Annotated in this window: 23 protein-coding genes; 5 read left to right on the top strand and 18 right to left on the bottom strand. The window is 26.7% G+C overall.

Annotated elements, in window-relative coordinates:
• Positions 1-304: 304 nt before the first annotated feature.
• A complete protein-coding gene (locus tag Q326_RS0112865) occupies positions 305-562 on the bottom strand; it encodes a hypothetical protein (protein ID WP_026895757.1) in 258 nt (85 codons plus the stop codon).
• A gap of 232 nt (positions 563-794) precedes the next feature.
• On the opposite strand from Q326_RS0112865, the gene Q326_RS18305 reads away from it, so the two are divergent.
• Positions 795-2,258, top strand: a complete 1,464-nt coding sequence (locus tag Q326_RS18305) for a DUF4183 domain-containing protein (RefSeq protein WP_084489658.1) — start codon at positions 795-797, stop codon at positions 2,256-2,258.
• 1 nt (position 2,259) lies between these two features.
• On the opposite strand, the gene Q326_RS0112855 is transcribed toward Q326_RS18305, so the two are convergent.
• The 13 genes from Q326_RS0112855 to Q326_RS0112795 all read right to left on the bottom strand — a co-directional run bounded on the left by Q326_RS0112855 (position 2,260) and on the right by Q326_RS0112795 (position 20,153).
• Positions 2,260-3,399, bottom strand: coding sequence for an ABC transporter permease (locus Q326_RS0112855; RefSeq protein WP_026895756.1), 1,140 nt, complete (start codon positions 3,397-3,399; stop codon positions 2,260-2,262).
• A gap of 13 nt (positions 3,400-3,412) precedes the next feature.
• Complete coding sequence (locus Q326_RS0112850) at positions 3,413-4,672, bottom strand: hypothetical protein (protein ID WP_026895755.1); 1,260 nt, start codon at positions 4,670-4,672, stop codon at positions 3,413-3,415.
• 5 nt (positions 4,673-4,677) lie between these two features.
• The gene (locus Q326_RS0112845) at positions 4,678-5,553 is read right to left on the bottom strand and encodes an ABC transporter ATP-binding protein (protein WP_026895754.1); all 876 of its coding nucleotides are present in this window, start codon (positions 5,551-5,553) and stop codon (positions 4,678-4,680) included.
• The gene (locus Q326_RS0112840) at positions 5,554-6,300 is read right to left on the bottom strand and encodes a hypothetical protein (RefSeq protein WP_034602240.1); all 747 of its coding nucleotides are present in this window, start codon (positions 6,298-6,300) and stop codon (positions 5,554-5,556) included.
• A 1-nt stretch (position 6,301) separates the two neighbouring features.
• Positions 6,302-6,847: an RNA polymerase sigma factor gene (locus tag Q326_RS0112835; RefSeq protein WP_026895752.1), complete on the bottom strand. Its 546-nt coding sequence runs from the start codon at positions 6,845-6,847 to the stop codon at positions 6,302-6,304.
• Positions 6,848-7,214: 367 nt separating this feature from the next.
• Positions 7,215-9,011: a MutS-related protein gene (locus Q326_RS0112830; RefSeq protein ID WP_026895751.1), complete on the bottom strand. Its 1,797-nt coding sequence runs from the start codon at positions 9,009-9,011 to the stop codon at positions 7,215-7,217.
• 387 nt (positions 9,012-9,398) lie between these two features.
• Positions 9,399-10,574 (bottom strand): protein kinase domain-containing protein, encoded by a 1,176-nt coding sequence (locus Q326_RS17380; RefSeq protein WP_245592110.1) that lies wholly within the window; start codon positions 10,572-10,574, stop codon positions 9,399-9,401.
• A 366-nt stretch (positions 10,575-10,940) separates the two neighbouring features.
• Entirely contained in the window at positions 10,941-11,249 is a 309-nt protein-coding gene (locus tag Q326_RS0112820) for a hypothetical protein (RefSeq protein ID WP_026895750.1), read from the bottom strand.
• A gap of 25 nt (positions 11,250-11,274) precedes the next feature.
• Positions 11,275-14,598 carry a DEAD/DEAH box helicase family protein gene (locus Q326_RS0112815; protein WP_026895749.1) on the bottom strand — a complete coding sequence of 1,108 codons (3,324 nt, stop codon included), beginning with the start codon at positions 14,596-14,598 and terminating at the stop codon, positions 11,275-11,277.
• Between the two features lie 15 nt (positions 14,599-14,613).
• Complete coding sequence (locus Q326_RS18025; RefSeq protein ID WP_051531466.1) at positions 14,614-15,816, bottom strand: restriction endonuclease subunit S; 1,203 nt, start codon at positions 15,814-15,816, stop codon at positions 14,614-14,616.
• A 1-nt stretch (position 15,817) separates the two neighbouring features.
• The gene (locus Q326_RS0112805) at positions 15,818-17,269 is read right to left on the bottom strand and encodes a type I restriction-modification system subunit M (RefSeq protein ID WP_026895748.1); all 1,452 of its coding nucleotides are present in this window, start codon (positions 17,267-17,269) and stop codon (positions 15,818-15,820) included.
• Between the two features lie 732 nt (positions 17,270-18,001).
• A complete protein-coding gene (locus tag Q326_RS0112800) occupies positions 18,002-19,684 on the bottom strand; it encodes a retron Ec67 family RNA-directed DNA polymerase/endonuclease (protein ID WP_026895747.1) in 1,683 nt (560 codons plus the stop codon).
• Positions 19,685-19,880: 196 nt separating this feature from the next.
• A complete protein-coding gene (locus tag Q326_RS0112795) occupies positions 19,881-20,153 on the bottom strand; it encodes a DUF6809 family protein (RefSeq protein ID WP_026895746.1) in 273 nt (90 codons plus the stop codon).
• 189 nt (positions 20,154-20,342) lie between these two features.
• Between Q326_RS0112795 and Q326_RS0112790 the strand changes: the two genes are divergently transcribed.
• The 4 genes from Q326_RS0112790 (at position 20,343) to Q326_RS0112780 (ending at position 22,441) form a co-directional block, all read left to right on the top strand.
• Positions 20,343-20,804, top strand: a complete 462-nt coding sequence (locus Q326_RS0112790; RefSeq protein ID WP_026895745.1) for a UPF0236 family transposase-like protein — start codon at positions 20,343-20,345, stop codon at positions 20,802-20,804.
• 14 nt (positions 20,805-20,818) lie between these two features.
• Entirely contained in the window at positions 20,819-20,890 is a 72-nt protein-coding gene (locus tag Q326_RS19225) for a hypothetical protein (protein WP_431188270.1), read from the top strand.
• A complete protein-coding gene (locus Q326_RS0112785; RefSeq protein WP_284071443.1) occupies positions 20,862-21,422 on the top strand; it encodes a UPF0236 family transposase-like protein in 561 nt (186 codons plus the stop codon). The genes Q326_RS19225 and Q326_RS0112785 overlap by 29 nt, the downstream gene beginning before the upstream one ends.
• Before the next feature lie 176 nt (positions 21,423-21,598).
• Complete coding sequence (locus tag Q326_RS0112780) at positions 21,599-22,441, top strand: hypothetical protein (RefSeq protein ID WP_026895743.1); 843 nt, start codon at positions 21,599-21,601, stop codon at positions 22,439-22,441.
• A 30-nt stretch (positions 22,442-22,471) separates the two neighbouring features.
• Here Q326_RS0112780 and Q326_RS0112775 read toward each other — a convergent pair whose 3' ends face one another.
• The 4 genes from Q326_RS0112775 to Q326_RS18555 all read right to left on the bottom strand — a co-directional run bounded on the left by Q326_RS0112775 (position 22,472) and on the right by Q326_RS18555 (position 24,430).
• Complete coding sequence (locus Q326_RS0112775) at positions 22,472-22,897, bottom strand: hypothetical protein (RefSeq protein WP_026895742.1); 426 nt, start codon at positions 22,895-22,897, stop codon at positions 22,472-22,474.
• Positions 22,898-23,072: 175 nt separating this feature from the next.
• Positions 23,073-23,300, bottom strand: a complete 228-nt coding sequence (locus Q326_RS17370) for a transposase (RefSeq protein ID WP_026895741.1) — start codon at positions 23,298-23,300, stop codon at positions 23,073-23,075.
• Between the two features lie 227 nt (positions 23,301-23,527).
• Positions 23,528-24,139, bottom strand: coding sequence for a hypothetical protein (locus Q326_RS0112765; protein ID WP_026895740.1), 612 nt, complete (start codon positions 24,137-24,139; stop codon positions 23,528-23,530).
• Between the two features lie 129 nt (positions 24,140-24,268).
• Entirely contained in the window at positions 24,269-24,430 is a 162-nt protein-coding gene (locus Q326_RS18555) for a nucleotidyltransferase domain-containing protein (RefSeq protein ID WP_156936310.1), read from the bottom strand.
• Positions 24,431-24,808 lie beyond the last annotated feature (378 nt).

Raw genomic sequence — 24,808 nt, 5'->3', positions numbered from 1 at the left:
TTTCATTTTCAGAATCTGTTACTTCAGTTTTACTACATCCTATCAGTGAAAATGATAATACAATAATCAATAAAATAATTGATTTTTTCATAAAATCACTCCTTATAAATTTAAATTAGTTGAACATTAAATTACAAATATACAATTAAATTTGATGCTTCGCAACTCTCCACTACAATAATTGCTTTATTCCAAAGCGTTCCTGCCACTTTTACCTAAAAATATTCAATTATTTTATACTCTGTGTCTATCGTTGTATTTTATAATTTCATCTATTTTAACTTTTCTACAATAAAATCTGTATCTAAGAAAAAAGCTTGTCTTTTATCTTTTTTTCTATGTCTTCAAATCCCAATTGATAAACCGTTAAATTAGTATTAGATTTTACAGTTAGTAGTTTATGTCCTGAATCATAAGAACAAATATATCTAGTATAAGTAGTATGACTATATTTTTTGTTTCTAACAAATCCATTTGGCATAGTCATTGCATCCATTATATCATAAGAAACTGTATCAGTTAATGATATTTCTGTAACAGATACTCTTCTTTTAGATGTCATATTAAAAACTATAGATTTTCCTCCATCACAAGGTAATATTATTATAAGTGACAGTATCATTGATTGGGATATAGGTACATTAAATATAGGGGAATCTGCTACTGCAAATTTTGAAATAAAAGGTTATTTTAGGGCTGCAGGTATCCGTTGTATCGGTAGAGCTTTATCTACTGGTAATAGCTCATCAGGTTATATAAAATCCAATATTGTTTCTGGAAAAACAATCAAAGTTATGGACTTTATAGATTTAAAGAGCAGCTGTATTATTGCTGACAAAGTTTATTCTCAATATCAACAGAGAAAATGTTTTAAAAATGTCACTGTAGATATTGACAATAATATCTTTGAAAGTATTGTATTCAAACCGGGATTTATTATAGAGAACACCTTAATAATAACTAATATAGATGGTAAGCCAAATTTCAGAAGAGTTCGATTTTGTTTGAGAATACCTTTTGAAGTAACAACTAAAAATAGAAATATAATAGAAGGTTATCTTCCAGATATATATAAGGATATCGTTATGTTTATGCCGCAAACAAGAGATGAATTTGATTTTGAAATTCTAGTAGAAACTAGTTCAAAGCTTTTATCAAAACCTGCTATAGTAAATAATCAATTAAGTTTTGCAGTAGGCACATTTATTATTATTAAAAGCATAGGAAAGGTGCAACTATTAATACCTAGCTTTGGATTTTGTCCAGAACCTCCACTATGTGAAAAATATACGGAAAAGTTTATTTATGATGACTTCAAGTCTAGAAAGTTCCCTGACTTTTATCCAACGCAAAATAAATCCAGCACCAAGGATATAACTTTGTCTCAATTACATTCTGAGGAGGAGTATGTAACTGCATCTGGTAATTTGACTATTGAAAAATATATTACATCAGGGCCTTTAGAAGTCAATGAAGGTGAGTTAAATACGTGGCAAATAGAAATTCGGGTAGTCAATGACGGGTATGATTCAGTTAGCAATATTGTCATGACAGATACGTTGCTTTTAGATAATTTAGATAATATTAATATCCTTAGTATTACCCAAGGTACTACATCTCAAAAAGACGATCAGATTTTCTGGGATATAGGAATATTAAATTCAGGTACCACTGTCATATTTGCAGCCGAAGTCACTGGTTCATTTGATATTATAGATAAAACTATCAATGTAGAAAATTCTCAGTATAATACCATTTCAGATGGAATTAAAAAAGACTTTACAAATACTGATGAATTGACTATATATGGTGATAAGGGCATACCTAACCCAAATAAAGTTTCTTGGTTTAATCTTTTTATTAATGGTGTACTGCAACCTAAAATCAACTATGTAGTACAAGAAGGTCTTTTGACATTGACAACAGCAGACATTCCAAATAAAAGAGTACCAATTATTCTTCAATATTTAGTAATAAAAGATAAAAATAATCAACTTTTAAAAACAGATATTTATCAATACAATACTCTTAGTACTGAGAAAAAAATTTATACAAATGCTGACGAATTAACTATATATGGTAGTAAAGGAGTTCTTGACCCTGAAAAAACCTCTTATCAACATCTTTTTATAAATGGAATTATTCAGCCAAATATTAATTATATAATTAAAGAAGGATTGCTCATTTTGAAAACTGAAGATGCACCTATAGAAAATTCATCAATTACCATACAATTTATCACTTTATTTTTTAAATAAATTAGTATACAATATCTATCTTTTTCTCTCTTCTCCACCTTATTATCATATATATAGTGCTAATAAGTATTAATATTATATAAGATAAACCTAAAAAATATTTTGGATATCTGATACTTGTCATATAATATATCAAATGCTTTAATAATACCATAAAAGTAAATAATGCTATAGGTAATTGAATACCAATTACAGTTATATAGTTTTGACCCATAGTAGAAACCAACATGGACGTCAAGGTAAATACAAAAGCCAATATATAAGTTCCTATTATTGATAACGATATATATTGAATAAATGTTAAATCATACCAAGAAATAATAGTATTATATATCGAGTTTATATTGGAATTAAGAAACATAAATGTATTATTTGTAGCATATAGGCTAAAAAAACATATAAACTGTATAGTTACCACTATAAAAGATGCCAAGAGTCCTGCAATTATCTTCTTCTTAAATATTTTCCTTCCTATTTTAGATGTATATTGAAGATAATTTATCCTGTTTTTATTGTCTATTAAATATATGGGTGTTATCATAAACATTACACTTAGTAATATAGTTGTAACTACAGGCTTTATTAAATTATTATAATTAAAAAATATTACATCGGAAAAAACTGAGGTCTCTATGTCATTTTCTAATATGTCTTTAATTCTTGTTTCTTGTTTCTCATTTGATGACTTTTCCATCATTATTTCTTTTCTATTTTCATAAACTCGTATATACTCCTCTCTCCAAGGCAGTTCCCAAAAAACATCTATTTCCTTCTCAAAAAATACATCATCATGAAGTCTATCCAGTTCTTTATTTGTTATGTCTATACTAGCAAATTCATCATAATTATTTATACCTGCTCTTTTAAAATCCTCTCTAGATTGAATATACTTATCAGCTTCTCTTTTAACCTCTTCATATTTTACTTTAAAATCATCAAATTCTTCCCCATCCATAAATTCACCATAACTATCTTCCATTTCTACAAGCATATTGTAAATATCTAAAGCTGGTCTACCATTTGGGAAATTTGTTATCTCAAATTCAATAAAGAGAAAATACATAATAATATTTATTAAAACTAGCAATATGATAAACTTTATATTAAATATTTTCTTTAATTCATTTATAATAATCCTCATTCAACTCACCTTTCTATATATCTTGCTTTTTAAATTTTTTAACTGCTACACTACCAAAGATTAATAATAATACTAACCATATACCCACTGTAGTTAATTCATAATATTTAAAAGTTGTAAAAGCACCACTTTCCATAAACCATACAAAAGGATTCATAATTAAAAAAAACGGTGTGAATCCACCCAGAAAAACTGTATTGCTATTTCTAGGCGCTATGTTAGGAACAATTAAAAATAGCCCAAATATTATAGCAAAAACAAAAAATACAATATAGGTATTTTTTATATCTGTTGCTATAATAAAGGTGATCCCAGTAAAAAGTAATATGCTAGCATAAATAAGTCCTATACTGGAAATTAAGTATTGTATAAATGACATATGCCACCAGGACATATATGGAAAATTATATTCAGCGTTAAAATAACTGCTTATAGGAACATTCCAAAGTCCTGAATAGTTAAAAATCATAAAATACAATCCTAAACTAGTAATTAAGATAATTGTAGCCGTTAATATATTTGAAACTATGGCTATATATAGCTTATCTAAGATGAGATTTCTTCCTCTTTTTGTTGTATAGGCTATAGCTTCTGTATTGTTATCAAATTCATAGTTTACTAGATAGGCTGTAATAAGAACTACTAATATTATTATTTCAAATATAATAGCCTTGAATAAACTTCTAAATAATAAAGAATGCATTCTATGAACTTGTCCTATGAAAAATAGATTTTTATGCTCTTTATTGTTAATTAATTGGTGGAATCTATTACTGAAGTTCTTATATTGATTTCTTACTGTATCAGCCGCCTTTCCACTAAGTCTATATTTTGTTATTTCATATTCTGCCTTTTCCATAATATCAATCTTTGAATAGACTTCATCTATTTCTCCAATTTTATAGTAATAGGCTTCTAATATCTCCAATTCTCTAATAAATCTCATTTCTTCTTTATCATAAATATCTTCAATGCCATAGGGATTGTCTTTATAAAATTTTGATACACTATTATAGTTTTTAGACTCTTTTTCATTCACAATTCTATTTAGTTTTTTTAATTCTTGGTCATAATACTCTCCAAATCTAACTTCCATTTCATCATCTATTTTATAGCCAAATTTATCTACAATTTTAGTTAAGACCTTTAAATCATCTTTGAAGTATGAATTTTGAAATATTATAACAAAGTTAAAAACTATAAATAATACTAAAAGTCCTATAATAATTGGAGAAGTTATAACTTTTTTTAATTCATTTATCCTTATATCCATTATATTTATCCCTCTTTTATTACTTCATCTTTATATACATAAAGAAATACATCTTCAATACTTGGATTTACTGAATTCCAAGCATCATCTAGCTTCTCTTCAGATATAAATTTGATTTTCATCTTATCATCTTCTTGTTTCTCCGATAATGGAAAATACTTATCCCTAAAATTTGAAACTTGCCCAAATGCAATTGTGGCTTCATATATCATTCCATCAAGAATTTTACATATATTTTTCAAAGTATCTTTATATAAAATTTGACAATCTTTTATCATAATTACTTCATTAGCTATTGACTCTATATCGGAGACAATATGAGTAGAAAGAATAACAATTCTATCTCTAGATAACTCTGCCAATAAATTTCTAAATCGTACCCTCTCCTTTGGATCTAATCCAGCTGTAGGCTCATCTAGTATAAGAATCTTAGGATTATTAAGCATAGCTTGGGCTATTCCAACTCTCTGGATCATCCCCCCTGAAAATTTTCTCATCTTTTTATCTGCAACATTTTTTAGACCAACTAATTTTAAAAGTTCATCTATTTTCCCTTTTGCCTTATTTCTATCTATTCCTTTCAATGCAGATAAATAATGAAGAAATCTTCTAGGGCTATAGTTTTTATAATATCCAAACTGTTGAGGCAAATAACCTAATATATCCCTGTATTCATCCCCCATAGAAAATATGTCCTTACCATTATAAAGTATCTCTCCTTTATCTGGAAAAAGCAAGGTAGTCAACATCTTAATTAAAGTAGTCTTACCTGCTCCATTTGGTGCCAATAAACCATATATCCCATTTGTAAATTCAATATTTATGTCTTCAAGAACTGAAATCTTACCATAACTTTTACTTACATTATTTATTATCAACATTTAAATCATTCCTTCCTTATTTCTAAATATAATAAGTGTTCTAAGATTTTTTATATATGCAAGTATAGATCCAATAGCCACTACAAACCATGTATATGTGGATATACTATTCAATAATTGAATGTAAAAGTCTACTTTAAATATATATAATACTAAATTAAACACTATCCAACCTAAAACAGTAAAATACTTTATAAATCTATTTTTAATTCTAATTAATGTAAATAGAAAAATTGTGGAAAACAAAAATAGTCCTGCTATTGAGATTATAAAAGCCTTTAAATAATTTATATCTTCATAAAAATAGGAAACTATATATATAGATGAAAAGTTAAAAACAATACATATCATGCTAAATACAAGCATTCTAAAAGCTGATATTTGATATATGTTATATTTACATGTCATTTCTATCTCATAAGTCTTATTCTGTTTTGTATTAATAAAATTTAAAATAGACATTGATAGATATAATATGGGGGAAATTATAAATAAATAGACATATATATCTTTCATATTTTCCATATAATATATATTGCTATCTTTAATTGTCAAGAGCAGAATAGAAGATACTAACAATATGGTAAAGATAATCTCTAGCCCATCACGAAATAAATATCTAATTCCTATTTGTCTATACATATTTTTTAAATAAGAATGGAATGATTCTCTCTCTCCTATGCCCTGTGCTATAATATTGTCTATTTCAACCTTTATTTCTTTTTCATTTGGCATATCCACTTTCATATTACCCCTCCTTGAAATCCTCTCTAATCTTCCTAAGCATTGAATAATACCTTGTCTTAACTGTAGATTCTGGTGCCTCCAGCACATCGGATATCTGTGAAAATGTATAATCAGAAAATATCTTTAATCTAAATATCTGTTGTGATACAGTGTCCATCCTATTTACCATATTAATTATCCTCTCTACATCTTCTTTATTTTCTACTGCAATCTCAATATCTTCATTATCGTATATATCAACATTATCAATAGAGACTATCGTACTATTATATTTATAATTTTTAGAACGATAGTAATCTACTAAACGATAAGTGGCTATTCTGTACAGCCAAGTTCTAAAAGAAGACCTCTTTTCATCGTAGTTATATATGGATTTTAATATACTTATAAAGATTTCCTGGGTTAAATCCATGGATAATTCTTTATCTATAGTTTGCTTATATACATAGGTATATATTTCTTTGTAATATATAGAAATGAGTTCATTAGCTGCATCTTTATCTAATTTCTTTTTTATTCTCTTTATTAGTTTTTTATCCCTGTCCATTTCTCACCATCTATTCTCGTGTTTTAAAATCTTTTAGCTATCTATTATTATATTCGTAATAAGTTCAAAAATAGTTTTATTTATTTTTTAAATTTTAAAAATTATATTAGCAAAGAATATTCTTGGTAATTAATTGGAAACTTCATTTTTTCATCATATTTAAATATATTAAAAGTGCACCCCCAAAAGTTTTGTCTAACTTTTGATGTGCACTTCAAAGCAGCTATTTTTAGCTATTATAAGGGCTTTATCATCATTCTCCAAATAAATAATCCCACAATATTGAAACCCGCATTACTATTGGAAATTCATATGTATTTTCTCCTGTAGATAGTGAATTGATTAGTCAGACAAAATAACCGTCCCACTATTTGTCCTCTATTATTTTTATTCCTGCTAAATTCATTAAATTTTTTGCATTAGTCGATGTTGATTTCCCTGATTTTATCTTATAATCAAATTTAATAGTTTTACCATCATATTTATCTTCAAAATAAAAGTTTTTTATTCTTTCCCTTGAATCTAATGCACAAAGTTCTAAATCATGAGTAGTTATCATTCCTATAATATTATCTTTATTTAAATTTCCTATAACATTTTTAGCACCTAAGATTCTATCTACTGAATTTGTACCAGTAAATATTTCATCTATTAAAAATATCATATTATCCTGGGTCTCTGCCCTATCTATAATACTTTTAATACGAAGTATTTCTGCATAAAAAGTGGATATGCCACCCTTTAAATCATCCACAATCCTCATAGAGGTAATTATATCTAATAGAGAAATCTCCATAGATTTGGCACAAACTCCTGCTCCATTATAAGCTAATACAAGGTTTATACCTATCGTCCTTAAAAAAGTAGTCTTTCCTGACATATTGGAACCAGTTATAATAAATATCTCATTATCTAATTCAATATCATTGTCTATCCTATCTTCCATATTTATTAATGGATGACCTAGTTCTTCAGCTATTATTTTAGATTTTCCATCTGCTATTTTAGGTAATACTATATGAGAGTTTATATTGTTTAAAACTGAAAAACTAATTAGGCTTTCTATTTCTCCTATGGCTTCAATCCAATCCTTAACCCTCTCTCCATATTTTTCTTTCCACTTTTCAAGCAGAAATATACACTGATAATCCCAAAGGAATAATGCATTTAAAATCAAGTTAGAAATTCCACCTGAACGAATATTAATTATCTGTGTAATCTTATCTAATTCTTTTATAGCCTCTATAGACGACTGTCCTTGAGGAAACATAGTTCCTTTAATCCTTATTAATTCTTTACTAGAAAAATCCTCTTTTTCTAGTAGTTTTAACACTTCTAAATATGTATCTAGATTATATTTTAAATAATTTACAGTTTCTAATATTTTACTATTTCTAAACATACTCAATATCCATATTAAAACCTGAAATATTAATACACCCACACCTATATTAATTATAAAAAGACTTCCAGAGATAATCCCAGATATATTTATACCTAAAACTAAAACAGGCATAAATCTAATTAAGTTTTTTATAAATTTACTTTTAAATAAATTTTCCTTCGACTCTGCATATTTTATAAGGGTCTCTGGATCTTTTAAGTCTTTTTTGTTTTTATAAGTTAGATACTCTATTTCCTGTACTAGATCTAACTTTCCACTTAATTCTTTAATAGCCTCTTGTTTCAAATAGATCTTTTCCTTGTCTTTATGTGGTTTTAAAAGATTATTGATAAATATTTTTCTTCCAGTATGGGTATTTGTAATGTTTAATAGTTGAAAAATAGAATTTTTTCCTACTATATCTAAATCATTTGAATAATCATGACTCGTATCTATAAACTCTTTTCCTGTATCTTGAAACTCTGTCCAAGTTCCATCTATTCTAGATATATATCTCCCATTTATATCCTCTAAAATCTTAGCCCGTTTTCTTTCTATTCTTATCTTTTGATGATATACTACTAAGATTAAAAATAAAATCACGGCTATTATTTCCAATGCTAAAAACATTTTTCCAAAATTATTGTATATCCTATATCCAAAGTAAATAATTAATGCCATTAGAAAAAATCTAATATTGCTAATTATATTATACTTTTTTTCTAAAGATTTATATAAATTATTGTATTCTTCTTTCTTATCTATAAATCTCTTTTGCATCTAAATCATCTCCAATAACCATCAGCATGTAAACTAATTCAATTAATTATGTCATTCATAACTTCTTCTCTATTAATCTCATTTAGAATTCATGTCTGCCATATTTATATAGTTGATACTTAATATCCTTAATTTCTAAATTTTTATATCTATTGAAAAGATCAATAACATCTTTACAAAAAAATTATATACATAGTCTTTATCCATACGTTATTAAAAATATTTAAAAAATAAATCTATAATATATAAGCTTAATAATGATAGCAAAAAGCTATTAGACAACATGGATTTAATCCATAAGATTATATCTTAAAGCAGTTAATCCAATAAAAATAGAAAATATATTTTTATTATATTTTATGAATGATAGCCTATGTAACTATCTACTTAAATATTATTTTGAAATGCTATATCACAAGCTTTTTTTAAATCATTAACACTCTGATACCTTTCTTTTAAATTCGAGCTTAATCCACGACTAATAAAAGCTTTAATTTTGGGGTCATTTATATTAGATATATTCTTTTTTCCAGTCATTAAAAAAACAGCCAGTTGTGTCAAAGCATATGTTTCATGTTCAATTGAATAATTTTTAAATCCAATCAGCTTCAATTTTGGATCATTAAGGCTTCCTTTAAAATCACTATTTAAACTAGTTAATCCACTATCTGGAATTTTTACTAAACCAAAATCCGATAATTTTACAACTATTGCATCGTCATAAAAAAAGAGCAAGATATTTGAATAGCTAATATCCCTATGTAAAAATTCTTTTCTATGAACATAATCTATTCCCCTGAAAATTTGATTTAACATTCCTTTTCTTTGTCCTATTGTTAGTTTACTATTATTTTTTTCTATATATTTCCCTAATGTCATATCACCACATTCCATATAGTACTCATTTTTATCTTTATCATATCTAAAAACTTCAACAACATACGGTGATTTCAATTCTTTCATTACTTTAAATTCATTTTCAAAACGTTCTAATTCTTTTATATCTAAATCACTTTTTGCTCTTTTTATAACAACATTCTTATTGTAAAACTCATCTTTATACTTAAAGACTTTGGCATAAGATCCCCCTCCGATGAATTTTAAAGCATATTTATATGTATCCTTTTTATTGGGAACTTCAATTACTTGATTCAACTGAAAAATAGGATCATATTCAATAACTCTAATTTGGGGAAGTTTTTTAGGTATTGGACTTCCTCCAGATTCTAATAAAAATTCATCACATACAATTAATAACTTATCATAGTCTTGATTTATAGAAAAAGAAAACTTCGTACCTTTCAAGTAATATTTCATATTTTTTAATTGACTTATTATAGCTATTAATTCTCTACTTTCATTAGCATTGTAATGCCCATTAGAACGAGACTTTTCATACAAAAACTTAAATAACGAATTTAAATTCTCATGAATTTTAGCAAATAAAGTTTTTAAATTCTCATTATTTATAAAACCGTAAAGTTCTTCATATCTTGAAGTTTTATCTCCATTATATCCTATTAATTTATTAATTTGATCCTCTAAATAAAATTCTAAATTCATAAAATCCCCACTTTATTCATATAAATTTAGTCTTTATATTTTAGTTATTAACTTTAGACACTATAGTTATAGAATACTCAAAGATTGTTATTTGAATATATCAATATAATTATAATTAATAACTTTCTTACCTAATAAACTCAAAATTAAAAAAACAAGTAGCATTATTTGACTAACTATAGTCTATATCTTTAGCAATTAGAATATCTATATTTAATATTCACTAATAAGTCTTCTAAGTTTGAATATGTTTTTAGTTAATTCATAAAATATATAAAAATAAACCTTCTATTTTTATTGACTTAATATTTTCAACTCTTACAATTAACAAGCCTATTACACTTTAATAATTATAAATGTATAACGCTATAAAAGAACGAAAAAAGAGACTATCTTATTTAATATAGCTTGTCCATCATCTATAACCAAAATGATTCTTTTGTCTGTCGAGATTCTTATATCTACTGATTCTTCATCATATGCATTTTTAATAAGTTTATTAAATGCTACAAAATGATTTGGTATCCTTTCCGACAATCCTGATATAATATTGCAACTAACCTTTAATCCTATTTTATCTGTAGTTTCTAATTTAATATCTCCATTTATAATGTTAGTTATTATATCACTCCTTGAAAATAATATTAAAATATTCCATTTTTTATATAATTCCAACTTAACACTAACCTGAACTTGAAAATTACACACTCAACCTATCATTCACTCTATCAATAACAGATACTATATCTTTAACTACATCTATCCTATCTTTAAATAAATTTACTACTCCACCCTTTTTATTGAATGGATATTCTTGCAATACTTCTCTTTCTATGCTGCCATTTTTAACTATATAATCTACTATACTATTTACAAAATCTATCTGGTCTGAATTTAGGTTTTCATCATTTAGAAACTTAGAAAACTCTTTTTCTGCTGCTTGTCTTTCCATACCTGTTATACTTGCAACTAATTTTAATAGTTGTTGATCTCCATAGGTTTGCTGATATTCTTCTTTACTTCCTATTTCTTGCCAAAGTATTTTCTCAAAATATTCAATATCACTCTGAGTTAATTCTTCATTATTTTTTAGTTTATATATGGGTAAATTATCTTCATATTCTTTTAAATAATGTTCTACTCTTTTTCTATAGTTTCCTAAATCATTGACATTATAAATAGCTTCCCCTTCTTTTACTTCAACTATTTCATCCTTAAAATCTGTATAATATATTTTTCTATTTTCTTTATCAATTAATTTAATTAAATCTCTTAGAGCTTTTCTAACTAATTCATAGTCAAAAAGATTAGCTTCTTCCCAAAACTCTTCTGTTTGGATTTTATCTATTATTTCTTCATTATCCCTTATTTGGGATATAGTACCTTTAGTTTCTAGCTTTTCTGCAGTACTTACTACCCTACTTTTGGGTCTATTCATTGGTCTTTTTTCTAAATATGCAAACTCTATAGTATACATTAAATAATCAAATCTCTTAGCTAATTCATCTTCATCTATAGAAATAATTAATGGAGATATTTCTTCTTTTAAAGTTAAAACGTCCTTTTCACTTAAAGTTTTAAAAGTTTCTTTATTGGAGTATTTGTCTATTAGATGAATTCTCATATTTGCATTAAATCTCTGTCTGTTTATATTAGATATATCTTCTAAGATATTATCTATTAACCTATTTCTATGTTCTATTAAATCAGGTTCTTGATAATCTAAGTGCTCTAAAGCTTTTATTATATCAACTTTTATATTAAATATATTTTCTGTTAAGGATCTTTGAATATTGTTTTCTTTTCCTTTTTTATTAATTTCAAAGAACTCAAAGTTTTTATAGTAATCAAATATCAAAAATTTCTCTTTATCAATACCTGGTCCAAAAAGACCTTCACAAAGTCTAGTTCCTCTACCTATCATCTGCCAAAATTTAGCTTTAGATCTTACCTTTTTAAAAAATACTAAATTTACTAATTCTGGCACATCTATGCCTGTATCTAGCATATCTACTGAAACTGCTATTTGTGGATATGAGTCTTTATCTTTAAAGCTATCTATTACATTATCCACATAATTTATATTGTGATATACAGCCTGTGCAAAATGTCCTTTGTATTCTGGATATAAAGCATCAAATCTCTCTACTATAAAATCTGCATGCCTTTGATTGGCTGCAAATATAATAGTCTTACCTAATTTGTCTCCACCTTCAACTTTGATTCCTTTTTCCATAAGTTCTTGAATTACTATATCTACAGTATCTTTATTAAATAAACTTCTATTTAACTCTTCACTAGATATATCTTCAAAATCATCAAAAGTCATTTCAAATTGTTCTTTTTCTTCTTCTGATAACTCACTATATTTAATTCCATCTTTCATGAGCTTCAAGTCATAAACTTTAGGTTGTCCATAATCTACTAAGTATCCATCTTCTATAGCCTGTTCTAATTCATAGGCAAAGGTAGGATTATTATCTTCTAATTCAAATACTCTATAAGTATTTCTATCTATTTCATCTACAGGTGTTGCTGTAAGTCCTAATAAATTAGCATCAAAATAATCAAATATATCTTGATACTTCTTATAAATACTTCTATGACTTTCATCTACTATTATTAAGTCAAAATGCCCATTAGTAAACATTTTCTTTCCGTCTTTATTTCTAACTTCATCAATAGCATTCATCATAGTTGGATAAGTAGAAAATATCATTCTACTATTTATATCATCTTTATTATTAAGTAAATTACAAAGAGATAAATTTTGTAAATGCTCATTAAAGCTTTGTTTAGCCTGCTTTACTAAGGCTGTTCTATCTGCTAAAAATAATATATTTTTGACCCAATTTCTCCTTGTTAATATATCTACTATAGAGGCTGCTGTCCTAGTCTTACCACTACCTGTAGCCATTACAAGTAAAGCTTTTCTATGTCCAGTTTCATAGGCTTCTAAGACCCTAGTTATGGCTTCTTTTTGATAAGGTCTATTAGTTATTTCATCCCTTATATCAAGATTTTTTAAAGATTCCTTATTTTTCTTTTTAAAATTTAGTGATTCTAAATCCTTCTTACTATAAATTCCAGAAAGTTTTCTCTCAGGATAGTCTGTATCATCCCAGATATAATAATCTATTCCATTAGTATAGAAGATTATAGGTCTTACACCTGTTTCTGCTTCTAAGGCTTCTGCATACATTTTAGCTTGTACCTTTCCAATTCTTGGACTAACGCTGGTTTTTTTAGCTTCAACTAGTGCCAATGGATTTCCATCGTTTCCATATAATACATAATCAACAAAACCTATTCCAGAAGAGTTATCCATGTTTTTAACTTCTACTTCTTCTAAGCAATCCCTACCTATTTCCCAACCATTTAATTCTAGATTTAGATTAATGTACATTTTTCTAGTTTCAAACTCTGATATTTCATCCACTTTATAATTTCTATTTCTTTGATTCTCTCTTCTTTTAGATTCGTTTTGACTTCTAAGTTTTTTATTCTCTTGAACAACTTCTTCTAATCTTCTATCTTTTTGACTTAGTATTTCAAATAATTCATCTTTCTCTTGAACAGTCTTTTTAAATCTATTGTTATCCCCTAATAAGTTTTCATTAAATTCTCTTTCCTCAAATTCTTCTGAATAACAATAGTCTATCCAAGATGTAAATGCAAATAAATTCCTTAGTGATAAAACAGCCTCTTCTCTTCTAACTGCCATAGTTGTATGAACTGCTTTATTACCTAATTTATGTATATAGGAAAGTAAATCTATCATTTCTGGCTCTACTAAGGATTTAAATTCATAATTATATATTAATGAAGCTAAATTGTCTTGATAGGGAACTTTTAATTCCCCATCATTAGCATAAACCCATTTAACTGCTAATTCTAAAGCTCTTCTTGCAAAAGTAGCCGTAGCAGAATAGGATACATTCATAAGTCTTTCTGCTTCAATGCAAGCATCTACAAATTTGTTATATTTCTTTTCCTTTTTTAGATATTCAAAATTAGAAACCATAGTTTCACCTCCTGATTAAAATAACTCTCCTTTAAATGCCCTTTGCATTAAGGATTTATAGTTGTCTTCCATTAGTTTAAGTGATTCCTCTAATAATGCTTTTTGTTTTTCTATAGTTTGTACTTTTTCTGCAAATTGGTTTTGTAATTGTAGTGGGGGGATGATAAACTCTAATTTTGATAAATTTCCTTTACTTATCATTCCTTTCATTGATGATGTAGAGTTATTTTGAATATATTCTTTCGTTGTTATAAATAATACATATAAAAAATATAACTTATATTTTAATGGAATTATTGCATTTATTTGTTGATTAAAAGCCACCTTCCTATCTGCTATAGCTACATTCCCAATACATTTAATACTGCCAGCAATACATGTCATCAAAATACTACCATTATCTGCCGTTCTTCCTATTTCTTTTCCTTTTTCTGATAGATACTCTTCTGCCTCAGTTAAATACATATATGGTGTATTTATATTGTCAGATTTTATCCATTCTATATAATTTCCATAATTTTCTTGATTTTTTCTAGAGGGAGTATTTCCAGTTATTATTTCAGTACTATCTCCCAATTTCCTGACTTCCCATCCCTTATCATTCTTAACTGGGTCTCCAAACATATCGTAGAATATAGATTCTATTAAATCATCGAAAAGTTTTATCTCCTTTTTTCTATTGTCTATTAATTTTTGTGCTTCATCTAATATTTCTACAATTTGTTTTTGTATGTTCAGTGGTGGAACTGGAATTTGTAATTCTTTTATTAAATGATTAACTTTTAAATTTTGTATTCCTGTTGTTTTATTATAATATTTAATCATTCCACCACGATTATAATTATAAAATAAATAATAAAATAAAAATCTATTGTAAATTTTATCTTTCTTTACTCTAAAAATAGTAGTAAAATTATTACTTAAATAAATCTCATCATTTTTGTCATAAAAAACTACTCTTCCTACTGGATACTTATCAGTTCCTCCCGATTTTTCTACTAAAATATCTCCATATAAAAGTTTTTTTTGCTTTACCTTTTTAGTATCAATATTTCTTAGAACAATGTCCTCATAATCTACGACCCCTTTATTTGTAAAGTTTGCGGTTCTTATCACTTTTACTATATTTTCATCTTGTTTATTAGTTATTTGTTTTCCCCATTCGCCTGAAATCGGCTTGCATATTAAGTCTTCAAGTTTTATACTTTTCCATTTCATTCTACTTCACCAACTTCTCTATCTTATCTAATCCAACATATACTTCTTTTTCTAATTCTCTTATCTTTTCTATTATCTTTTCTGGTGCTTCATATTCTATTTCTTCATATTCTATTTCTTTATATCTATTTATGGATAAATCATAATTATTTTCTGCTATTTCTAGTTTTGGTACTAGGAAAGATTTTTCTGTTCTTTCTCTCGTATTTTCATTTTCTATATTATGATATCTCTTTATAATATCTTCAATATCACTATTTTCTATCTTCTCTCTCTTATCATCTAAGCTATAGCCATCTGCTTCCATATCATAGAACCATACATTATCTGTTCCACCTATACTTGTTTTTGTAAATATGAGTATGGCTGTACTTACTCCTGCATAGGGCTTAAATACTCCACTTGGCATAGATATAACTGCTTCTAATTTATTCTTTTCCACTATTTTTTCTCTTATAGATTTATGGGCTTTTGTGCTTCCGAACAGTACTCCATCTGGAACTATAACTGCACATCTACCACCATTTTTAAGTATTCTAAGCATCAATGATAAAAATAATATTTCTGTTCTTTTAGTATTAGAAATCCTAAGCAAATCTTCTGCTACTGATTCTGCATCTAGTGATCCTTTAAAAGGTGGATTGGCTAATACTAATGTATACCTTTCTCTATCTGTATTCCCTTTAGAAAGGGAGTCTCTATAGGAAATTTGAGGATTTTCTACATCATGTAATACCATATTCATAGTACCTATTCTAAGCATTGTACTATCCATATCATTCCCATGAAACATTGTATTTTGATAATGGTGTTTTAATTCTTCAGAATTAAATAAATCACCATGGTTATTTTTTAGATATTCACTAGCCCCTATCAAAAATCCCGAAGTACCACAAGCAGGGTCAATTATTATATCTGATGGTGTTGGCTTAACCAGTTCAACCATCATTTTTATTATATGTCTAGGTGTTCTAAATTGACCATTAGTTCCTGATGTAGAAAGTTTAGATAATAGATATTCATAAAGATCTCCCTTTACATCTCCTTCCAACACTAAACCATCTATTCCAGTTACGATTTTTTGTAACATTATAGGCGTTGGTATAACAAATATTGCATCTCCCATATATTTGGCAAAGGATGAACCTGAATTTCCATTTAGGCTTTTTATAAATGGAAAAACTTTATTGGCTACAGTATCATACATTCTCTCAGCTTCAAATTCCTTGAAATTGTGCCATCTTAAATCTTCATGATTTTTATCAAATATAATTTTGGGTTTTACTCCTAGTATACTCGCTTCCTTTTCACTTTGCATTTGTTTATCATCTAATGATTTTATAAATATTAAATATGTAAACTGTTCTATTACTGTTAATGGATTGGTAATTCCCCCTGTCCAAAAGGTTTCCCAAATCTTATCTACTTTATTTTTAATTTCTCCTGTTAGCATATTTTTTACCTCCTAATTTATACTATATATTTCTATGATTTTGAGAAAATGTATTCAATCACATCTTCTAATGTTGTATTCTGAAATTCAACGTATTTTCCTGAATTTTCCATGAATTATCATATTAAAAAGTCATAATCAACTCCATACTTTTTCTTTCTTAGATATCTAGTGTCATTCTATCATATAAATATATATTGTATCTACTCCTTCTTATATAGCAAAATTTAAATTAAACAATCAAGGAATATTCTCCATAATTAATTGGGAACTTCACTTTTTCATCATATTTAAACATATCAAAAGTACACCCTAAAAGTTTTGTCTAACTTTTGGGGTGTACTTCAAAACAACTATTTATACCCATTATAAGGGACTTGTCATATTATTCCAGACGTACCCTAATCATTCCATCTTCAAATTAAGTTGTAGTCTTACTCCCACTCGATAAGTCAAAATATAAGTTAAACTTATTTGTTTAGTTTTAGTAGCATTTATGTGGGATTTTTGATATCAAAATAATATCACACTTATATAAAATTATATTATACTTCTCTAGTATAATATGTCCCTTTGCCTTTTCCATGTTTTTTAAATAATTCTTCTTTACATAATTCAGAAAAGATTTCTCAAACTCTGGAACTTTTTAGATTAATAAGCCTTTGAATATCTTCATTTTTAAATGAACTATTTTCTTCGGCATATCTAATAATGGAGCATAATTCTATCGAATCACACTCCAACTGTTGACAAAGAACTGTTATTATTGTGATTATTAACAACCAAGTTTAATTCATCTAACATTAGTTTAAAATTAGAAAAATCTATATCTTTATAATTTTTATATATATATTTTGCAAAATCTGCTTTACCATAATACTTTTTATTATTTTCATTCTTTCTTGAAAATTTTTTACCACCAATTTTATGATTAAGAGCTTTTTCATCAAATAAATCTTCAATTTCACACTCTTCTTTATTATTGCATAAAGGAACAGTTAATAAAAACAAATTTGCAATAATTTCTGAAGATAAGTCTATAGTATTCATTTTTACTGCCTTTTTGAATTTATATAGTGGTTTATTTTTCTCTTTTTGTTCATTATCAAATATTAATATAACTGGATTTGAGGGGGTAATTTTATATTTATCGTTGAAATACTTAAAATAATTGTTGAAATTATTCTTCCCCGTATAAAAATTGTAGATATTCAAAAATGTATCTGCTCCATCTATTTGTATTCCCATTAGAAATCTCAGTCTTTTAGTTCTATTCAAAAATGAAATTTTGAATTCAAACTCATCTCTGTGTTTTTCTATAAGATTTGGATATTCTTTATAATGTTTTTTTAATGCAGCTTTAATATACATAACATCCGTTTTTCCTTCAGTCACAATAAGTGGTTTTGAATTTGATAAAAAATATCTATAAAACAAAAATTTTTGATATTCTCGTTCTCTTGAGTTTAGATTATTTACGTTATGTTTTTTATTATTATCTTTTTTATTATTAAAATAATCAATCTGGTTAATAAAAGAAAATATGCCCTCTAACTGTCGTATAGTGCCCGCTTTTTCTCCTATTGTAAATTCTCCTGTTCTATATAATTTGTCTGCCATTGCTCTTGTATTTTTATAATACTCTCTTTTGACACTAATTTTCTTATTAACAGTTAAACCTGTCACTACTTGCCTTGAATCTTTATATTCTATTCTTGTTTTTTTTTCATTTATTAACAATCCAAAACCTTGAATTTCTCTCTTTAAGTTATCATAAAAACCATTTTTATTTTTGATAAAATGCTTATCATTTGTAGAAAAGGTTAAGTCATCTGCATATCGTGAATAGTCTAACTTATATTCTTTACAAATTGACAATATGCGCATATCTAAAATATTACATATTAAATTTGTTATAATAGGTGATGTAGGCGCACCCTGCGGAAGTTTCCCATTAAAACATGTTATTTGAGCAATAATAATTGCAACTTCCTCAGACATATTAAACGCTTTACTCTTATTAAAAAATCCTTTTACTCTTCCAAAATGAAAGCTCTCAAAAAAATCTTTAATATCTACATTCATTACAAAACGTTTATTTCTATGTATTTCTGCATTTGTTATAATACCTTTCTCTTTTTCAAATCCATGAGAAATTTTATTTTTAATTTTATGATTTTGAATATGTATTATTTGATGTTCGTATAAAATTTTTGATAATTTTTTTTGTAAAGTTTTCAAGTCTCCACTGGGAGCATTAATAATTCTTGCTCCGCTATTTCTCTTTGGCACTTCAAATGTCTCATAGTAGTAGTCAACGCCTTTTTTATATAATATATATGTTAACTTTTTAAGAGGTATTCCTAAAAAAGACGCTAATTCTCTACGATTTTTTATATTATAAAATCTATTCATATTAACCATCCTTTGCGTGTGGCTACTCATTATGCACAACATGTATTACGTGGTAAAATAGTACAGCCAGAAAGTTGCGAATATTCCCAACCTTTTTATCAATACTTGCGAAACACAAGCAAAAAACTCTAGCCACACGCAATGCTATTATATCATATTTTTTCCAATCTTTCACTGATAATTTGAATACTGACTACTAGACCTTTTTCTTTTCCAAAATCTCATTAGCAAGTTTAAAACCTAATTTTAACCCATATGAAAAATGTATTTTTGCTTCAACTACAAAACAATGCAATTTTACATCCATTAGCTTATCATATATTTCACGATCAGCTTCACTTAATAATTTTATTAATTCTTCTTCCTTAGTAGTAAATTCCTTGGTAACCATCTTATATTCATCTGTCCATCTAAAACTCTCAAATGAATCAATTTCTCCATAAAATAATCGTTCTATTACTGATTTCATAAACAATTCCATATCTACTTAGAGTAAAAATATTGTAGGTAAAATTTCAAAAAATAAAAAAGAGAGTTCCTCCATATGTTATGATGTAAGTGCCAAAACCAACATCAAAGGAGGAACTCTCTTGGAAACTATTATACATGAAATTTCACAAAAATCATCAATGAAACAAAAGAAAATTTAATTAATACTTTGGCAAATCATAAAGATATATCGGAATTCATCTTAAATACTGAAAAAATGCTTAATGATATAGGTATACAGATAGTACAAAAAACGTTGAAAACAATGGATTGTTTAGTAAAACAGGATAATTTAAGAAAAGAAAAATCAACTGTTCAGAGAAAAGCAGACAAAAAAAATATAGCTACAATATTCGGTGAAGTTAATTATAAAAGAACCTACTATAAGAATAAGAAAACTGGTGAATATAAATATTTATCAGATCAAAGATTGGGAATAGATATACATGATAGATTAGATTCCTCTTTAAAAGCGAAGCTTGTGGATGAAGCTATAGAATCTTCTCATAGAAAAAGTGGTCAAATAACTGTTGACTCTATTTATCTAACTAATCAAACAGTCATGAATACTATTAGAGAGTTAGGAGATATAGCAAATAATAGTGTTAATATCACTCAAAAAAGAAAGTAGTTAAAACTTTATATATTGAAGCTGATGAGGATCATGTAGCACTTCAATCTGGAAAAAATAAAGAAAATCTATTTATCAGGAGATAGAGCTAAGTGGATAAAGGATAGTGTAGGATGGATTAAAGGAAGTATCTTTGTACTAGATAGATTTCATTTATCTAAATATATAAAGATAGCCACAGCTCACTTACCTTATACAACACCTATTATGTGGTATTATATAAACAAATTAGATAAAAAAAGTGTACTTGATTTATTTGGAGTTATCATTGAAGGAACTAAGTTAGAAACAAAAATAAATGCAATAAAAGATTCTAGAAGATATATAATGAACCAATGTGAAGGTATAAAAAATCAGTATAATAAGGATTATATAGGTTGTAGTGCTGAAGGTCATATAAGTCATATATTAGCCGATAGGCTAAGCTCTAGACCACGTGCATGGAGCAATATAGGTGTAGATCAAATGTCTAGACTTAGAGTATTTAAAGCTAATGGTGGAGATGTATATGATTTAATCATTAACAAGCAAAAAGAAGAACAAAAGAAATTAAGATTAAGTAAATTGAGTAAACAAAATATGCAAAAAACAATTAATAAATCTATGAGTGGAGCTTAATTTCATAATGATGTGGGAAATCTCTATTTTATAAAAACCTACAGTAACTTAACACTATCGAGTCATATAAAAAAGTTGACTCATATAATGGTTTGTGTTACCATATAATTGAAAATTTACTATAAAATATATATGTCCAAGTTTTAAGTATTTTAAAAATAAAAAGGAGTGATCTTATGATTAAAAAAGGATTGGCATTTTTAATGACATTTTTAATTATTTTATCAACTTTAGGTAATTCTGCGCACGCAGAAACAAAACTCTTAAACAAAGATAAGTATGATTATTCAGGAGAAGAAAAAGTTTTTCTTAAATCATTAAAATCAGATGAGTTAAATGCATATCAAAATTCTTTAAAGGGAGTTGCAGATGATCCTGATTTTGAAAGTTTTGCCGTTGAAAATATAATAGACGCAAATACTGACATTGATCATCGGGAAGTGGAATTAATAGAAAGCAAATATAAAACTACATCTGTACTTAAAAATGAGTTTAAAGGCATAAAAAATTATGAAGCTTTTGTTTTCAAGGAAGATGTATTTAAAATTAATAATGAAATAAAACCTCTTGGTAGTTCTTCTGAAGAAGATAGTGATAGTACCTATAGTGTATATTATTTAATCAAACTTAATTATGATAAAATTAGTTATCCAACTTCAGGTATGCGACCCAATACTTCCCAGGTTAAAATAATTAGTACTAATTCAGGTGTTAGAGTAAGTAATGCTAAAATTGTACAACAAGTATGGGGAACAGTTTATAATACTGATACAGGAAAAAAACATGCGAGTGATTCGTATTCTAGAAATATCAACATTTTAACTCCAAGAACAGGAACAACTTATACTAGAAGTTTTACTTCTCCTAGAAACTACTATTATGATGAAATTGCAAACGGACAGTGTGGTTTTGGAGTTATATTGACCTTACAAAGATCAGTTAGTAGTAGATCTTGGGAATATTCTACAGGGTTTCTTGGCATTAATAATGCACCAGGTTGGAGTCCAGGCGAAAGATAAAAATTAAAAAGTAAGTAGAAATATTTCTACTTACTTTTTAATTTTATTTTTGTAAAAACTTGTAATAATAAAAAAACCGAGTATTAACTGTGAAATATAAACAAATCCAAAACTATTTTTCATAAATAAAAACATAGGATATGTTAATGCTTGATTGGAGTCATAAAAGAAATAAGTAATTGAAAAATACAAAAAAGGAATTACCAATAATATTAGCTTAGGTAGATTTATTTTCCAATTCCCCTCCTTTTTATTTTCATTGATTATATATTCCAGACCTAAAATTAAACCTATGCTCATCTTAATAATCATGGATATTACCGAGTAAGCAACACTTAGATTAAAAGTTTCCTTTTGATACATAGCTTGTTGTCTTGCTATGTATCCATCTAAAAAAATTAAACCAAAAATAAAAAGCGCATAAATCAAATATTTAAACCAAGATTTACTCTTCATAGATAAACACTCCCTCTTAAATAAAATTTAAAGTCTAAAAATAAAATACTAATACTTATTAAAAATCATTATTTTATATCCTTTAATTTTGCTATAACCAAATAACTTCTGATATGAAGCTCTTCTTTGCTTTGTTATATCTTTGGATATACAGTTGTTGTATGCCTTGTATTATTTAACTTAAAGGTGCCTTTGCCTTTTCTACTTCTATAAGTAAATGAGCATGATTGTCCATAATACAATATGAATATAATTTGAATCCATATCTCTCTTTATACCTCTTTACAATTTTTAAATATTCTTCTTTTTCATTTTCTCCTTCAAATACATTTTGTCTGTTATTTCCTCTAGTTATTATATGATATAGTGCTCGTACATAATGTATTCTAGGTTTTCTTGCCATAGTATCACCTTTACTCTTTTAAAGCTTTTATTATTTTAACTATATAATTTTTAGTAAATAGTAAAGCCTGACCCTATTTCCTTCCTTTCAAACTATTTAACAACGCATTCTATGAATTATGTCTAACTAACACTCTAAAATATCTTCTATATAACTTAAAACTATATAATTTCCTTCATTAAAATTGTTTAATTTTAAATATCATATTTCTAAAGTAGAAGCCACCGTTAATTTTCTTTAAGTTTCAATAAATAATGAGTATATCCCTTTAAATCGTCTTCTGTTTCTCCAAAGAATATAGTTTCCATGGAAACAAAAATATTATCTTTTGTTATATAAAACATAGGATTTGACAAAATCCCATCTTCTACATACATAGTATAGTGCTTGATTTCATTGACACCTAATTCTTTTTTAATGTCATCATAGTCAAATATAGAACTCAAACCCTCAAAATTCTCAAGATTTTCTCTGGCTAAGTCATCATAATATTTATCACCGTAGTCCTTTATGGTGATAAATTCAAAACCTTCTGATGGATTTTCTCCAAACGTTCCTGAAGTTTCATAGAAATAACTCTCTTCTATTGAAAACTCTACACCTGTGAAAGTTTCTGTTACTGCTTTTAAGTCATTTTGATATTGTTCTTCACTTATTGCAGGGGATTTGGGCATATATACTACTTCATCAAATGTGTATTCTCCATAAAAATCAGCTATATTTAGAGATGTATTGTCTATAGATTTATTAGAATTTGATATCAGGGTAATAGAAACCACTATTAAGAAAATAATCGAAACTAACGCCACCCAAAGTTTAGGTTTCTTGTAATTAATCACGTTTTTAATCCTCCTTTTACCTCCCCTTCGCCAAAAGCAAGGGGCTACCATTTAATATATATCTTCCAATAGCTAATGATAATAAAGAATTAGCTTAGGATTTTTTAATGTTTTCATTCATTTCTTTCACTACTTTTTTGTATCAATATATAAATCTATGTCACTGCCATAAATAGCTTTATCCTTTACAGATGAACCAAGTAATACTGCCTTATCTACTGGGTAACTCTTTAATATTGGAATCATTTTTTCTTTTATTGTTTTAATTGAAATAACGCTAGAAGTCATCATAATCAACATCCTTAATTTATTTAACTATAAATCTATTATATCATTAGACAAATAACATTTGTAATTATAGCTTCAATAATATTTTAGGATAAAACTTCAAACCTATTGATTTATCAGAAGCTTCTGCTCGTGTCATTATTATAGCATGTTCCCCATATGCAGGGTCGTGTGTAAATTATAGTTTTTGTTTGGTATTTAAAGCTATTTTTATATTTTAAATATAAATTTAGAGAGAACTAGTTTATTGATTAATTCTCTCTAAGGTTGTTATTTATCTTGTGTAGTCACATTTGATGTTTTTCAGAATTTTTAAAATTTATTCATCTCATTATTTTGATGCGAAGGGTTATACTTGATAGTTAGTCATTTGCTTATTTG

Origin of the sequence: Clostridiisalibacter paucivorans DSM 22131, assembly GCF_000620125.1 — a bacterium.
Classification (GTDB): domain Bacteria; phylum Bacillota; class Clostridia; order Tissierellales; family Clostridiisalibacteraceae; genus Clostridiisalibacter; species Clostridiisalibacter paucivorans.
Note: the sequence above shows the minus strand (reverse complement) of the source record. Positions and strands in the feature narration are given on the sequence as shown.

Excerpts from the sequence above, each read along its gene's own strand:
- Q326_RS17380 (WP_245592110.1), bottom strand. The coding sequence starts at position 10,574 with ATGAATTTAGAATTTTATTTAGAGGATCAAATTAATAAATTAATAGGA.
- Q326_RS0112835 (WP_026895752.1), bottom strand. The coding sequence starts at position 6,847 with ATGGACAGGGATAAAAAACTAATAAAGAGAATAAAAAAGAAATTAGAT.
- Q326_RS0112775 (WP_026895742.1), bottom strand. The coding sequence starts at position 22,897 with ATGAAGAGTAAATCTTGGTTTAAATATTTGATTTATGCGCTTTTTATT.
- Q326_RS0112800 (WP_026895747.1), bottom strand. The coding sequence starts at position 19,684 with ATGAATAGATTTTATAATATAAAAAATCGTAGAGAATTAGCGTCTTTT.
- Q326_RS0112840 (WP_034602240.1), bottom strand. The coding sequence starts at position 6,300 with ATGAAAGTGGATATGCCAAATGAAAAAGAAATAAAGGTTGAAATAGAC.
- Q326_RS0112780 (WP_026895743.1), top strand. The coding sequence starts at position 21,599 with ATGATTAAAAAAGGATTGGCATTTTTAATGACATTTTTAATTATTTTA.
- Q326_RS18305 (WP_084489658.1), top strand. The coding sequence starts at position 795 with ATGGACTTTATAGATTTAAAGAGCAGCTGTATTATTGCTGACAAAGTT.
- Q326_RS17370 (WP_026895741.1), bottom strand. The coding sequence starts at position 23,300 with ATGGCAAGAAAACCTAGAATACATTATGTACGAGCACTATATCATATA.
- Q326_RS0112855 (WP_026895756.1), bottom strand. The coding sequence starts at position 3,399 with ATGAGGATTATTATAAATGAATTAAAGAAAATATTTAATATAAAGTTT.
- Q326_RS18555 (WP_156936310.1), bottom strand. The coding sequence starts at position 24,430 with ATGATGACTTCTAGCGTTATTTCAATTAAAACAATAAAAGAAAAAATG.
- Q326_RS0112795 (WP_026895746.1), bottom strand. The coding sequence starts at position 20,153 with ATGAAATCAGTAATAGAACGATTATTTTATGGAGAAATTGATTCATTT.
- Q326_RS0112830 (WP_026895751.1), bottom strand. The coding sequence starts at position 9,011 with ATGCAAAAGAGATTTATAGATAAGAAAGAAGAATACAATAATTTATAT.
- Q326_RS0112805 (WP_026895748.1), bottom strand. The coding sequence starts at position 17,269 with ATGCTAACAGGAGAAATTAAAAATAAAGTAGATAAGATTTGGGAAACC.
- Q326_RS0112815 (WP_026895749.1), bottom strand. The coding sequence starts at position 14,598 with ATGGTTTCTAATTTTGAATATCTAAAAAAGGAAAAGAAATATAACAAA.
- Q326_RS18025 (WP_051531466.1), bottom strand. The coding sequence starts at position 15,816 with ATGAAATGGAAAAGTATAAAACTTGAAGACTTAATATGCAAGCCGATT.
- Q326_RS0112865 (WP_026895757.1), bottom strand. The coding sequence starts at position 562 with ATGACATCTAAAAGAAGAGTATCTGTTACAGAAATATCATTAACTGAT.
- Q326_RS0112850 (WP_026895755.1), bottom strand. The coding sequence starts at position 4,672 with ATGGATATAAGGATAAATGAATTAAAAAAAGTTATAACTTCTCCAATT.
- Q326_RS0112845 (WP_026895754.1), bottom strand. The coding sequence starts at position 5,553 with ATGTTGATAATAAATAATGTAAGTAAAAGTTATGGTAAGATTTCAGTT.